Genomic DNA, 12,574 nt, shown 5'->3' with positions numbered 1-12,574 from the left:
ACACTTTCATGATAGCAGACACATCCGCCGGCATTCCAATAATTGAACTCACAGAGCTGCTTCGATAATGGAAAGGCCTTCTTTGAGCTGCTCATCCGTCACGACAAGCGGCGTCAGGAATCTGATAATGTTGCCGTTAATGCCGGCCGTCAGCAGCAGCAGTCCGTTCTCGTTCGCCGTTTTAGCGATCGCCGCAGCTTTTGCTTTGTCCGGTTCCCGCGTGTCCGGATCTTTGACAATTTCGATGGCCGCCATCGCGCCGAGTCTGCGCACTTCTCCGATGCAGGCATGCTCTTTTTTCCACTCGATCGCTTGATGCTCGATGATCCGGCCGATCTCCTCGGAACGCTGATTCAGCCCTTCTTCTTCAATAATATCCAAGACCGCGAGCGCAGCCGCACAGCCGAGCGGGCTTCCCGCATATGTGCCCCCGAGTTCACCCGGCGCGGCGGCATCAAGCATTTCCGCCCGGCCGATGACGCCGCTCAGCGGCAATCCGGCCGCAAGTGATTTGGATACGGTGATCAAATCAGGAACGGCTCCGAAATGCTCAATCGCAAAATATGTTCCCGTTCTGGCAAAACCGGTCTGAATCTCATCCGCTACAAAAACGATGCCGTGTTTTTTACAAAAAGCGGCGACGTGCTGCACGAAACGTTTTGACGGAATGATGAAGCCGCCTTCTCCCTGAACCGGCTCCATTACGACACAGGCGACGGTTTCCGGTGCAACTGCGGAGATAAAGAAATCCTCAAAAGCGCTGATGATAAAGTCGTCATACTGCTCGTCGCTCATGCCGGCCGGCTTTTGATAATAGTAAGGAAACGGCGCCTGATACACCTCTGAGGCAAATGGGCCGAAACCGAATTTATAAGGCTTCACCTTGCTCGTCATGCTCATCGTCATGTTCGTGCGGCCGTGGAACCCTCTTGTAAATGACACGACAGCCTGGCGCTTCGTATATTTTCTGGCGATTTTCACGGCGTTTTCCACCGCTTCCGCTCCCGAATTGAGAAAAATCGCTTTTTTCGCATGATCTCCCGGCGCAAGGGCGCAAAGTTTTTCGGCCAGCTCAATATAAGACGGATACATCATGACGTTAAATCCCGGGTGAATCAGATCCTCCGCCTGTTTCTTCACGGCCTCCACCACTTTCGGATGGGAATGGCCGACATTCAGCGTTCCGATCGCTCCGGCAAAATCAATGAATCGTCTGCCGTCCAAATCGTACAAAAGCGCCCCTTCCCCTTTTACGGCCATGCCGCGGTTTCCGTTGCCGACCCCCTTGGAAACGAATTGATCCCGTTTTTGCTGCCACTGGGCAGTTGTCACTTCCGTTGATGCTGTTCGACTCATAGATTCCATCCCCCTGCATTGTTTTCTTATCATTCTGACTTCTTTTTGGTATGATGAAAAGTACCAAAATCAATTTATCCATGGTATCAGAAAGGGGCAGGGTCTGGATGCTGACGATTTCCATTGATCATTCGGAAACGGCGGATTATATCTATCAGCAGATCTATCAGCACATAAAAGCGGCCGTTTTGAAGCGCAGCCTGATGCCTCATACAAAGGTGCCGTCTAAACGGGAGCTTGCCGAGACGCTGAAGGTCAGCGTGAATTCAGTGAATTCAGCTTATCAGCAGCTGCTTTCGGAAGGTTATTTATATGCAGTCGAAAGAAAAGGCTTTTTCGTGGAGGAAATTGATACGGTTTATCATGAAGAAGCGCCTTCGCTTCTATTGCCTGATGATTTGAAAGAGCGGGAGACGGATAAGAGCGGCTGGATTTCGTTTTCTCATATGAGCGTGGATACGGCGCATTTCCCTCTGAAAAGCTGGTTTCGCTGTGAGCATAAAGCAGCCGCCCGTTCATTTCATACACTCGGAGAACTCGTCCACCCGCAAGGTTTATATGAAGTCCGTGAAACAATTTCGCGGCTTATTTCCCTGACAAGGGGCGTTACATGCCGCCCGGAACAAATCGTGCTCGGGGCGGGCACGCAATTGCTGGTGCAGCTGCTGACGGAACTGCTGCCCGAAGACGCGCCCTACGCCATGGAGAACCCGGGATATATGAGGATGTACCGGCTGCTGCAAAACCTCGGGAAAAAGGTTGCGACGATCAGCCTTGATGAAAAAGGCATGTCCATGGACGAAATCGAAAAACGCCGGCCCTCTGTATTGATCACTACGCCTTCCCATCAATTCCCCTCAGGCGTGATCATGCCCGCTTCCCGGCGGATTCAGCTTTTAAACTGGGCCGCCGAACAGAACGGCCGCTTCATCATTGAAGATGATTATGACAGTGAATTTAAATATGACGCCGATACGATACCGGCGCTTCAAAGCCTTGACCGGTTTCAAAATGTCATCTACATGGGGACCTTTTCAAAATCCCTTTTCCCAGGTCTGCGCATCAGCTATATGGTTCTGCCGCCCGGGCTTTTGCGGACGTTCAAAGAGAGAACGTATGACCTGCATACGTGCAGCACGCTTGCCCAGCTCGCGCTGAAAGAATTTATCGAATCAGGTGAATATCAGAAACATATTAAAAAGATGAAGCAGCATTATAAGAACATGCGGGAACGCCTCATTTCGGCTTTGGAAGAAACATTCGGAGATAGAATCAGTGTAAAGGGCGCCAATGCGGGGCTTCATTTTGTCACTGAGTTTGACTGCGCCCGTTCAGAAAAAGAGATATTGGCACGGGCGGATGCAGAACAGCTCGATCTGTTTGCGATGAGCCGGTTCCGTCTGAAAACGGGAGGCGATTCAAATAAGCCGCAGCTCATTCTGGGATTCGCCCGCCTGAAGGAGAGCGATATTCAAGAAGGCGTCTACAGACTTTACCGGGCAGTTTTCGGCGCATAAAAAAACCCCCGGAATTCGGGGACTTATTTACCAGCGGTCCGGCTCTGTCTGCAAAATCGCCTCCAGCAGGCCGGGAAACGCCGCTTGTAAATCATCTTTGCGCAGGGAATAATAACGGTGCTTCCCGTCTATGCGCACTTGGGCGATCCCCGCTTCCCGCAGCACTTTGAAGTGATGGGACAGCGTTGATTTAGCGACCCGGACATCAGCGCAGGTTCCGCACGTTTTTTCTGTTGTTTCCGCCAATTGTTTGACCAGCTCTAAGCGGAGCGGATCACTCAGAGCATGAAGAACCTTTGTCAGCTGTAAGCGTTCGGTTTCAGGATGGTTTGGAATGTTCATGAGTCAAATGTAACACATAAAAGCGGCGGGTGACAATTTAGGCGGTGAGGGTTTTTCCTTTACCATTCGCAGCGAACCATGTTACAGTTAGTTCGATAACATTCGAACTATAACAAATTAACCCAATCAGGAGGAATAACAATGATCGTCTTACAGGCTTACATGAAAGTAAAAGCGGATAAACGCGAGGAATTTTTAGGAGAAGCGCAATCACTTGTTCAGCATTCACGCGCGGAAGAAGGAAATGTGCAATACGACCTTTTCGAAAAAGTCGGTGAGGAAAATACATTCGTCATGCTTGAGCAATGGAAAGATGAAGAAGCGATGAAATTCCACAACGCAACTGACCATTTCCAAGGATTTGTGGCAAAAGCAAAAGAACTGCTGAGTGCGCCGCTTGACGTCGTCCGCACAGAACTGTCAGAGTAACGAAAGGATGAATGACATGAACGAAGTCCTTCAATTATTAACAGACCACCGTTCCATCCGCAGCTACACAGATGAACCCGTATCGGATGAACAGCTGGACCTTATCATCCAAGCCGCTCAAGCAGCGCCGACTTCCATTAACGGCCAGCAATTTACCGTTATAGCGGTGAAAGATAAGGAACGGAAGAAAAAAATATCCGAATTGGCGGGCGGCCAGCCGTGGATTGACCAAGCGCCGGTTTTCCTTTTATTCTGCGCTGATTTTAACCGCGCCAAAATTGCGCTTGAAGAATATAATGATACACCGCTTGAGATCACGAACGGTTTAGAGTCCGTACTTGTGGGAGCCGTAGATGTCGGGATTGCGCTGGGTACGGCAACGGCTGCAGCTGAATCAATGGGACTCGGCACTGTGCCGATCGGCGCCGTGCGCGGCAAGCCGGACGAACTCATTGAATTGCTGAAACTTCCGAAATACGTTTTCCCGGTTTCCGGTCTCGTCATCGGCCATCCGGCAGACCGCTCCGCGAAAAAACCGCGTCTGCCGCAAGCAGCCGTTCTGCATCATGAAACGTATCAAGAAGAAGATGTAAGAACACATATCGAGGCCTATGACAAGCAGATGTCCGAATACATGAAAAAACGCACCGACGGACAGGAAACGAGAAACTGGTCACAAGGCATCACCTCCTACTATAAGCAGCTTTATTATCCTCACATTCGTGAAATGCTTGAAAAACAAGGATTTAAGACGGATAAATAAGCGGATCAGCCTGCCGGAACACTCCGGCAGGTTTTTTCTATTTCTCAAACAAAAGCGTTGACACTATGTAAAAATTTTTGTTAATATTTTCATCATATACTCATTGGTTTTCTGTGAACCGATGGGTTTTCTATTGTGACGAAAGAAGGAATCTGGGCTTATGAATGATAAGAAAACGGATATTCTGCTGGCGGCAAGAAAGCTTTTTTCCGGGAAAAGCTTTTCGTCAGTTTCGATGCAGGCGATCGCAGAGGAGTGCAAAGTCTCCAAAGCATCTTTATATAAGCTGTTTGAATCAAAGGAAGACCTGCTCCTGGAGCTGCTCGACTTTAACCAGAAACAGATGGTAGCCGCGGCTTCATTATTGAATGAAGAAACAAGCCTCTCCCCTGAGGAACGGTTTGCCAAAAAACTGATGGCTGAGCTTGAAGGCTTCAGGCGCAATCAGCAGTTTTTTAATATGCTGATGTACGGAAGCCCCTCTTCCATTAATGAGCGGGTAAAACGGCATATTCACAGGGCCCGCTCCACCTTTATCTGCTGGCATCGCGATTCACTGATTCAGACGTACGGCGAAGACATTATTCCTTATGTATGGGAGCTGGTGATCGTCCTGCAGGGGCTCCTGAGAGAATGCATCACGCTGATTAAGCTGGAAAAAGAACCGCTCGCCCTGGAGCCGCTCACGGAGTTTATCATCCGCCATCTCAATCTCATCGTCGAAAACAGGACAACCGAAACCGCTTTGCCTCAGGAGATGATTGACCTTTATATCGCCTCCGCTTCCTCATTTGAGCCGAAAGGCAAAACCGTATTACTGGCTGAAAGCCTGAAGGAACTGAAAGAAGCCGTCTCAGCCCTTCCGGAGGAAAAATATGACGCCGCAGGACTCGCTTCCGCGGCGGCTATGTTGGAGAAAGAATCAGCGGACAAACAGCCGCGGGATTTTCTCATCAAAGCGCTCATCGGTTATTTGGAGCAGGCCGGACCGCTGCACCAGCCGCTTGCAGCCGTTAAAACATTGCTCAAACTATAAAGAAAGAAGGAATCAGCTTGAATAAGAGTATTAAAACTGCACCATACAACCGCTCTGTCATTGTCGGGATTCTTTTGGCGGGTGCGTTCGTCGCCATTTTGAACCAGACACTGCTTATCACGGCGCTGCCGCACATTATGAATGACTTCAATATAGACGCCAACAAAGCGCAATGGCTGACAACGTCGTTTATGCTGACGAACGGGATTTTGATTCCGATTACCGCGTTTTTAATAGAGAAATTCACAAGCCGCACCCTCTTGATTTCCGCCATGAGTATTTTCACGGCGGGCACCATTGTCGGCGCATTCGCCCCGAACTTTCCGGTGCTCTTAACGGCCCGGATTATTCAGGCGGCCGGCGCCGGAATTATGCTGCCTCTCATGCAGACGGTATTTCTCACGATTTTCCCGATGGAAAAGCGCGGCCGCGCCATGGGTATGGTCGGCTTGGTTATTTCGTTCGCGCCGGCGATCGGCCCGACGCTTTCCGGTTGGGCGGTCGAAACATTCTCTTGGCGGTCTTTGTTTTATATTATCTTCCCGATCGCAGTCATCGATTTGCTTTTAGCGATTATTCTGATGAAAAACGTCACGACATTACGAGAAACACAGATTGATATTTTATCTGTGATCTTATCGACCCTCGGATTCGGCGGTCTGCTTTACGGCTTCTCAAGCGCCGGTTCATCAGGGTGGACCAGTACTGAAGTGCTGACTTCACTGCTTGTCGGAGCGGCCGCGCTGATTTTCTTTATCGCAAGACAGATGAAGCTCAAAAAACCGATGCTGGAATTCCGCGTGTTTTCTTTCGGGATTTTCAGCCTGACCACCCTGCTCGGAACGCTTGTTTTCGCGCTGCTGATCGGAACGGAAACCATTCTCCCGCTTTACACGCAAAAAGTCCGGGGCGTATCCGCGTTTGATACCGGATTAATGCTTTTGCCGGGCGCGATTGTGATGGGGATGATGTCTCCGTTTATCGGCCGGGTGTTTGACAAAATCGGCGGAAAAGGCCTTGCGATGACCGGATTCTTCATCATCCTGCTCACGTCCCTGCCGTTTATGAATCTCACGGACTCGACGTCTCTCATTTGGATTGTCGTCGTTTATACCGCGCGGCTTTTGGGAACAGCCATGATTATGATGCCGGTAACGACAGCGGGAATCAACGCCCTGCCGCGCCACTTAATTCCGCACGGCACAGCCATGAACAATACCGTCCGCCAAGTCGGCGGTTCTATCGGTACGGCGCTTTTAGTTTCCGTGATGAGCAGCCAGGCCGCGCACGCAAATGCGTCAACTCCGGCAAACGCCGCCCTGCACGGCATGAATGCGGCATTTGTCGTAGCCGCCTGCATCGCGCTGGCCGGCTTCCTCCTATCTTTTATATTGAAGAAAAAACCGCGTCAGCCCGAGCAGCAGCAGGCCGTTACGCGGTAAACCAAAAAGAACCCGATCACGTATGTGACCGGGTTCTTTTTTTACTTCTCGATTCCGTCTTTTACTTCTTTCACCATTTGCGCCATGGATTCCAGGCCGCCTCCTGATAAATACCATGTAGCTGAATCAAGGTAGACAACATGGTTGTTTTTCACGGCTTTCACCGATTTTACATAATCATTCTCAACCACTTGTTTTGTTGAAGATTTTGTGCCGATCGCTGTTCCGCGGTCAACGACAAACATGTAATCAGGGTTTGTTTTGGCGATATATTCATAGGAAATGCTTTGTCCGTGCAGTGAGGCTTCAATGTTTTTGTCAGCCGGTTTGACGCCGAACACATCATGAATGAAGCCGTATCTTGATTTAGATCCGAACGCGCTGATTTTGCCGTCGTTCGCCATCACCACTAACCCGTTTTTATCCGTGCTGCTTGTCTTTTTCTTCAGATCCGCAATAGATTTGTCAATTTTCGCTAGCTTATCTTTCACTTCATTTTCTTTGTTAAAGATTTTGCCGATCACTTCGGTGTTGTGCTTGAATCTGTCAACGTAGTTTGTATAGTCATCATCAAGATAAATCGTCGGCGCGATTTTTGAGAACTCTTTATAAGAATCAGATTGTCTGTGGGCGATAATGATTAAATCCGGATCAATATCCGCGACTTTTTCAAAATCCGGTTCTTTTAAACCGCCGGTATTGGCGTATTTATCACTTTTATATGAAGATAAGTATTTTGGAAGGTTTTGTTTCGGAAGTCCCGCCACGTGATCCTGTAAACCGAGTTCATCCATCGTGTCCAGCATTCCGAAGTTGAATACGACGACTTTTTTCGGATTCTTCGGCACTTTGACTCCTTCTTTGTTCAGGTCATCTTTGATTGTGATTGTTTCTTTTGATTTGCCTGATGTTTTGTCCCCGTTTCCGCATGCAGAAACAACAAAAATCGTAACTAGCGCAATGAATAGCAATGCGATTTTTTTCATGGTTTTCACCTCATCTGGTTTTTAAGAAAAGTACACACCGATCCGCTGACTGTCAATCTCTTGAATCGGGATGGTCATATCATAAATATCTTCAAGCACGGAGGTTTCAATGATCTCCTCCGCCGGCCCTTCTTTGACGATCCGGCCGTTTTTCAGTGCGACGATATGGTCTGAATATACGGATGCGAAGTTGATATCGTGAATCACTACGACGACCGTTTTTCCGAAGTCTTCCACAAGCCGCTTCAACAGCTTCATCATTTCAACGGAATGCTTCATATCTAAATTGTTCAGCGGCTCATCGAGAAAAATATAGTCGGTATCCTGAGCGATGATCATCGCGATAAATGCCCTCTGGCACTGGCCTCCGCTGAGCTGATCGAGGTATTTATCCTTTAAATCATCCAGCTTCATATAACTGAGGGCCTGGTTGATATGCACCCAATCTTCATCCGTCAGTTTCCCTTGGGAATACGGAAATCTGCCGAAGCTGACCAGGTCTTTAATTGTCAGTCTGATATTGATTTGGTTCGTCTGCTTCAAGATGCTGATTTTTTTCGCCAGATCGTTGCTTTTACAGGCCCCGATCTCTTGCCCGTCGACCGTGATTTCCCCGGAATCCGTCTTAATCAGCCGGCTCATGATAGACAGCAGCGTGCTTTTTCCCGCGCCGTTCGGACCGATAAATGAGGTGAGCCTGCCCTTTTGAATGGATAGAGACGTTTTCTCAAGGACGACTTTCCCTCCGTATTGTTTGCTTACATTTTTGACCTCTACCATGATTTATTCTCCTTTAACAGCAGATAGATAAAATAAATCCCGCCGGCAAAATTAATGATGACGCTCAGCGTCGTGGAAAACGTGAACACTTTCTCCACGACGAACTGGCCTCCGACGAGCGCGACGATGCTGATCAGGACAGAACCCGCGATTAAATACGTGTGCCTGTAGGTTTTTAAAAACTCTCTCGCCAGATTGACGACAAGCAGTCCTAAAAACATAATCGGCCCCACAAGAGCCGTAGAGACAGACACAAGAATGGCGACGACAATGAGCATCTGTTTCACAAGCTTATCGTAGTCAATCCCCAGGTTGACGGCGTGCTCCCTGCCGAGCGACAGCACGTCAAAAAACCGCGTGAACCGCCAGACATAAATGCCCGTCAGAAGAAAGACAGCACCGGCAAACCATAAAAGATCGGTGTTGATATTGTTAAAGCTGGCAAACATTTTGTCCTGAACAACCTGGAACTCATTCGGATCAATCAGCATCTGCATAAAGGATGACAGACTGTTGAACAGCGTGCCGAACACGACGCCGACAAGCAGAAGGAAAAACACGTTCCGCCCCTCGCCTTTAAACATGAGCTGATACAAAACGAGTGACAAGAGCACCATCAGCCCGACGGAGATGACGAAATTAAGATTTTTGTTCATCATGACGATATTCATTGAACCGAACAGGAACACGATGACGGTCTGAATGAGCATATACAGGGAATCGAGGCCTAAAATGCCCGGTGTCAGTATGCGGTTATTTGTAATCGTCTGGAAGATGACCGTTGAAAACGCGATCGCTCCTCCGGTAAGCATCATGGCAAGCACTTTGAAGCATCGTCTCGGCAGGGAGTATTCCCAATTGCCCAGTCCGTAGAACAGGAAGAATCCGATACATATCATGGCGAGCGCCGCCAGCAGCGTAATTTTTTTATTATGACTCATATGCTTTTCTCCTTAACAGCATATACAGGAAGATGCCGCTGCCGATAACACCGACCATCAGGCCGATGGAAATTTCGTACGGGAAGATGATCACCCTTCCCAAAATGTCGCAAAACAGCACAAAAACAGCGCCCAGCAGAGCGGTGTGAGGCAAGCTGCTCCTCAGGTTGTCCCCTTTGTAAATCGACACCATATTGGGAATGATCAAACCGAGAAACGGCAGCATCCCGACGGTCAGGATCACCAGTGAAGCGATGAGCGACACGATAATCAGACCGATATTAACGACGCGTTTGTATTTCAGGCCGAGATTGACGGAAAAGCTCTCTCCCATTCCCGCCACCGTAAATTTATCCGCATACACATAAGCGATGATCACCAGCGGGATACTCAGATATAAAAGCTCATACCGGCCTTTGACGACCAGTGAAAAATCTCCCTGCAGCCAAGATGACAGGTTTTGGATCAGATCGTATTTATATGCGATAAACGTGGCGATTGAGCTGACGATGTTCCCAAGCATTAAACCGACGAGAGGAATAAAAATCGCATCATTGAACTTGATTCTCTCGAGGATTTTCATGAAAAGGAAATTTCCCGCCAACGCGAAAACGAAAGCGATAGACATTTTCACAAGCGGACTCGCTGACGTAAAAAGCATTAATGAAATCAAAATTCCGAGCCTTGCCCAGTCCATCGTTCCCGCAGTCGTCGGCGATACAAATTTATTCCGGCTGATCTGCTGCATGATTAATCCGCAGATGCTCAGGCTCATGCCGGCGATGATAATGCTCACCAAACGCGGCAGCCGGCTGTCAAATAATGTACCTGCCTGTTCTTTATTTAAATGAAAAATATCCAGCGGCGACAAATCTTCTACACCGATAAATATAGAAGTACACGCCAAAACCGCCAGTAGCAAAAGTAAGTAACGTAGCTTCATGCTGCCTCCCTGCACCCATCACAAACGGTATGACTGATTGCCAAACAACTCCCATATATCCCACTCGTAATGATTATCATTATCAACGACAATTATAATCTTATCATCTTTCCAAGCGCAGTCAATACAGTTTTGCTTTCAAAAGCGGTCATCCGCGGGCCGTACACTAAATTGTCTTACAATCAGTCTATCAAGAATTTGCAGGATTTTCTATAACCTTCATTTGGCTGCTTATCATTTTTTGCACATGATGACACGCTTAAGGGAAACAAATCTGACAAACAGCGGCAAAATTCCTCCATGAAAATACAAATGTTCTCCCCACGTAGAAAAAATCCTTGATTTACATGTTTGAAAGAGAGATAATAAAAATTAAATTTGTGAGAAAATTTAAATATTAGGGGATGTAAATCATGAAAGTTGTAAAATTCGGAGGCAGCTCTCTTGCGTCAGGAGCCCAGCTTGAGAAAGTGTTTCAAATCGTGACGGCTGATCCCGCGCGGAAAGCCGTCGTCGTATCGGCACCGGGAAAACGCTTCTCGAACGATACAAAGGTGACGGATCTGTTAATCCGCTGTGCGGAGCATTATTTGCAAAAAGGTGCAGCACCCGAGCTTGCCGAAACGGTCATTGAACGGTACGCAGCCATCGCGCGGGAGCTGAACCTGGATTTCTCTATTATAGAAAGAATCCGCAGTGACCTATTCGCTCTCTTAAACAGCTGTAAAACCAATCCCGAACAATATATGGATGCGGTGAAGGCGAGCGGCGAGGACAACAACGCGAAGCTGATCGCAGCCTACTTCCGGCGCCAGGGCGTTAAAGCGGAATATGTAAGTCCGAAAGAAGCGGGGCTGTTTGTGACGAATGAACCCGGAAGCGCGCAGGTGCTCCCTGAGTCTTATGATCATTTGTACCGTCTGAGAAACCGTGAAGGCTTGATCATTTTTCCGGGATTTTTCGGTTACACGAAGGAGCATGAGATTGTGACGTTTTCCCGGAGCGGTTCTGATATTACCGGCTCCATTCTCGCCAACGGCTTAAAAGCTGACCTGTACGAAAACTTTACTGATGTGGACGCCGTCTATTCCGTCAACCCGTCAATCGTGCGGCATCCGAAAGAAATTAACGAACTGACGTATCGGGAAATGCGTGAGCTCTCCTATGCCGGATTTTCCGTTTTTCATGATGAAGCGCTGATTCCCGCATTTCGGGCCGGCATCCCCGTTCAGATTAAGAATACGAATAATCCGGATGCGAAAGGAACACGCGTCGTCAGCAGCCGTGACAATACGAACGGGCCAGTCATCGGCATCGCAAGCGACACGGGCTTTTGCAGCATTTACATAAGCAAATATTTAATGAACCGGGAAATCGGTTTCGGCCGCAAAGCCCTTCACATTTTGGAGGAAGAAGGATTGACGTATGAACACGTTCCATCCGGCATTGACGACATCACAATCATCCTTCGGCACAATCAGATGGACTCAGAACTGGAACACAGGCTCGTCACCCGTCTGAAGCAGGAGCTTCAAGCAGATGAAGTCACAGTCAGGCACAATCTGGCGCTGATTATGGTCGTCGGGGAAGCGATGCGCCATAATGTCGGCACAACCGCCAGGGCATCCAAAGCACTGTCGGAAGCCGGCGTCAACATCGAGATGATCAATCAAGGGTCCTCGGAAGTCAGCATGATGTTCGGAGTGAAAGAAGAACAGGAAAAACACGCGGTGCGGGCGCTGTATGACGAATTTTTCGCCGGAGTCTTACTCTCATAGGACACCGCCTCTTTTTTCTCTTGTCCACTAATATCCCTTACAAAGCAGCTTCTTTTACATATTGTATGGTATAGACAATATGGAGGTGAAGCTCATGTCAGGATATTCAGGAGTCAGCTCTTTCGCTTTGATCGTTGTTTTATTTATCCTGTTGATTATTGTTGGTACTGCCTTCGTTGGCGGTTTCTAAGCATCACTCCGTCTATATGAGGACGCTGCGGGTTTTGACCTGCGGCGTTTTCTTTTGTTTTCCGCCGCTGT

13 protein-coding genes are annotated in these 12,574 nt (G+C 48.4%); 7 read left to right on the top strand and 6 right to left on the bottom strand.

Going from position 1 to position 12,574, the window contains the following annotated elements; translation table 11 throughout:
* Positions 1–48: 48 nt before the first annotated feature.
* Positions 49–1,356 carry a 4-aminobutyrate--2-oxoglutarate transaminase gene (gene gabT / locus K3G25_RS19505; protein ID WP_022552592.1) on the bottom strand — a complete coding sequence of 436 codons (1,308 nt, stop codon included), beginning with the start codon at positions 1,354–1,356 and terminating at the stop codon, positions 49–51.
* 107 nt (positions 1,357–1,463) lie between these two features.
* Here gabT and K3G25_RS19500 point away from each other — a divergent pair, with 107 nt between their 5' ends.
* Entirely contained in the window at positions 1,464–2,873 is a 1,410-nt protein-coding gene (locus tag K3G25_RS19500) for a MocR-like transcriptional regulator GabR (RefSeq protein WP_022552591.1), read from the top strand.
* A 27-nt stretch (positions 2,874–2,900) separates the two neighbouring features.
* Here the strand turns inward: K3G25_RS19500 and K3G25_RS19495 are convergent, their stop codons facing one another.
* Positions 2,901–3,215 carry an ArsR/SmtB family transcription factor gene (locus tag K3G25_RS19495; protein WP_012116810.1) on the bottom strand — a complete coding sequence of 105 codons (315 nt, stop codon included), beginning with the start codon at positions 3,213–3,215 and terminating at the stop codon, positions 2,901–2,903.
* Between the two features lie 141 nt (positions 3,216–3,356).
* On the opposite strand from K3G25_RS19495, the gene K3G25_RS19490 reads away from it, so the two are divergent.
* The 4 genes from K3G25_RS19490 to K3G25_RS19475 all read left to right on the top strand — a co-directional run bounded on the left by K3G25_RS19490 (position 3,357) and on the right by K3G25_RS19475 (position 6,885).
* Positions 3,357–3,644 (top strand): putative quinol monooxygenase, encoded by a 288-nt coding sequence (locus K3G25_RS19490; RefSeq protein ID WP_014416909.1) that lies wholly within the window; start codon positions 3,357–3,359, stop codon positions 3,642–3,644.
* Positions 3,645–3,660: 16 nt separating this feature from the next.
* Entirely contained in the window at positions 3,661–4,407 is a 747-nt protein-coding gene (gene nfsA, locus K3G25_RS19485) for an oxygen-insensitive NADPH nitroreductase (protein ID WP_014416908.1), read from the top strand.
* A gap of 160 nt (positions 4,408–4,567) precedes the next feature.
* Positions 4,568–5,443 carry a TetR/AcrR family transcriptional regulator gene (locus tag K3G25_RS19480; protein WP_014416907.1) on the top strand — a complete coding sequence of 292 codons (876 nt, stop codon included), beginning with the start codon at positions 4,568–4,570 and terminating at the stop codon, positions 5,441–5,443.
* Positions 5,444–5,460: 17 nt separating this feature from the next.
* Positions 5,461–6,885: an MDR family MFS transporter gene (locus K3G25_RS19475; RefSeq protein ID WP_121984532.1), complete on the top strand. Its 1,425-nt coding sequence runs from the start codon at positions 5,461–5,463 to the stop codon at positions 6,883–6,885.
* Between the two features lie 41 nt (positions 6,886–6,926).
* Here the strand turns inward: K3G25_RS19475 and K3G25_RS19470 are convergent, their stop codons facing one another.
* From K3G25_RS19470 to K3G25_RS19455, 4 genes are read right to left on the bottom strand one after another with little or no spacing between them, the layout of a single operon-like run.
* Positions 6,927–7,871, bottom strand: a complete 945-nt coding sequence (locus tag K3G25_RS19470) for a siderophore ABC transporter substrate-binding protein (RefSeq protein WP_021495116.1) — start codon at positions 7,869–7,871, stop codon at positions 6,927–6,929.
* 21 nt (positions 7,872–7,892) lie between these two features.
* A complete protein-coding gene (locus tag K3G25_RS19465; protein WP_022552588.1) occupies positions 7,893–8,651 on the bottom strand; it encodes an iron ABC transporter ATP-binding protein in 759 nt (252 codons plus the stop codon).
* On the bottom strand, positions 8,645–9,592 hold the full coding sequence (locus tag K3G25_RS19460) for an iron chelate uptake ABC transporter family permease subunit (RefSeq protein ID WP_014416905.1): 948 nt from the start codon (positions 9,590–9,592) through the stop codon (positions 8,645–8,647). The genes K3G25_RS19465 and K3G25_RS19460 overlap by 7 nt, the downstream gene beginning before the upstream one ends.
* Positions 9,582–10,535: an ABC transporter permease gene (locus K3G25_RS19455; RefSeq protein WP_015239156.1), complete on the bottom strand. Its 954-nt coding sequence runs from the start codon at positions 10,533–10,535 to the stop codon at positions 9,582–9,584. Before K3G25_RS19455 ends, K3G25_RS19460 begins: the two co-directional genes overlap by 11 nt.
* Positions 10,536–10,948: 413 nt before the next feature.
* Here K3G25_RS19455 and K3G25_RS19450 point away from each other — a divergent pair, with 413 nt between their 5' ends.
* Complete coding sequence (locus K3G25_RS19450) at positions 10,949–12,313, top strand: aspartate kinase (RefSeq protein WP_014416903.1); 1,365 nt, start codon at positions 10,949–10,951, stop codon at positions 12,311–12,313.
* A gap of 79 nt (positions 12,314–12,392) precedes the next feature.
* Positions 12,393–12,503, top strand: coding sequence for a YjcZ family sporulation protein (locus K3G25_RS19445; RefSeq protein WP_369878517.1), 111 nt, complete (start codon positions 12,393–12,395; stop codon positions 12,501–12,503).
* Positions 12,504–12,574: the final 71 nt, after the last annotated feature.

Origin of the sequence: Bacillus sp. FCW2, assembly GCF_021228595.1 — a bacterium.
GTDB lineage: Bacteria > Bacillota > Bacilli > Bacillales > Bacillaceae > Bacillus > Bacillus velezensis.
The sequence above is the reverse complement of the archived record's forward strand: the minus strand, read 5'-3'. Positions and strand labels throughout refer to the sequence as shown.

Excerpts from the sequence above, each read along its gene's own strand:
- K3G25_RS19455 (WP_015239156.1), bottom strand. The coding sequence starts at position 10,535 with ATGAAGCTACGTTACTTACTTTTGCTACTGGCGGTTTTGGCGTGTACT.
- K3G25_RS19460 (WP_014416905.1), bottom strand. The coding sequence starts at position 9,592 with ATGAGTCATAATAAAAAAATTACGCTGCTGGCGGCGCTCGCCATGATA.
- K3G25_RS19480 (WP_014416907.1), top strand. The coding sequence starts at position 4,568 with ATGAATGATAAGAAAACGGATATTCTGCTGGCGGCAAGAAAGCTTTTT.
- K3G25_RS19445 (WP_369878517.1), top strand. The coding sequence starts at position 12,393 with ATGGAGGTGAAGCTCATGTCAGGATATTCAGGAGTCAGCTCTTTCGCT.
- K3G25_RS19495 (WP_012116810.1), bottom strand. The coding sequence starts at position 3,215 with ATGAACATTCCAAACCATCCTGAAACCGAACGCTTACAGCTGACAAAG.
- K3G25_RS19470 (WP_021495116.1), bottom strand. The coding sequence starts at position 7,871 with ATGAAAAAAATCGCATTGCTATTCATTGCGCTAGTTACGATTTTTGTT.
- nfsA (WP_014416908.1), top strand. The coding sequence starts at position 3,661 with ATGAACGAAGTCCTTCAATTATTAACAGACCACCGTTCCATCCGCAGC.
- K3G25_RS19450 (WP_014416903.1), top strand. The coding sequence starts at position 10,949 with ATGAAAGTTGTAAAATTCGGAGGCAGCTCTCTTGCGTCAGGAGCCCAG.
- K3G25_RS19500 (WP_022552591.1), top strand. The coding sequence starts at position 1,464 with ATGCTGACGATTTCCATTGATCATTCGGAAACGGCGGATTATATCTAT.
- K3G25_RS19465 (WP_022552588.1), bottom strand. The coding sequence starts at position 8,651 with ATGGTAGAGGTCAAAAATGTAAGCAAACAATACGGAGGGAAAGTCGTC.
- K3G25_RS19490 (WP_014416909.1), top strand. The coding sequence starts at position 3,357 with ATGATCGTCTTACAGGCTTACATGAAAGTAAAAGCGGATAAACGCGAG.
- gabT (WP_022552592.1), bottom strand. The coding sequence starts at position 1,356 with ATGAGTCGAACAGCATCAACGGAAGTGACAACTGCCCAGTGGCAGCAA.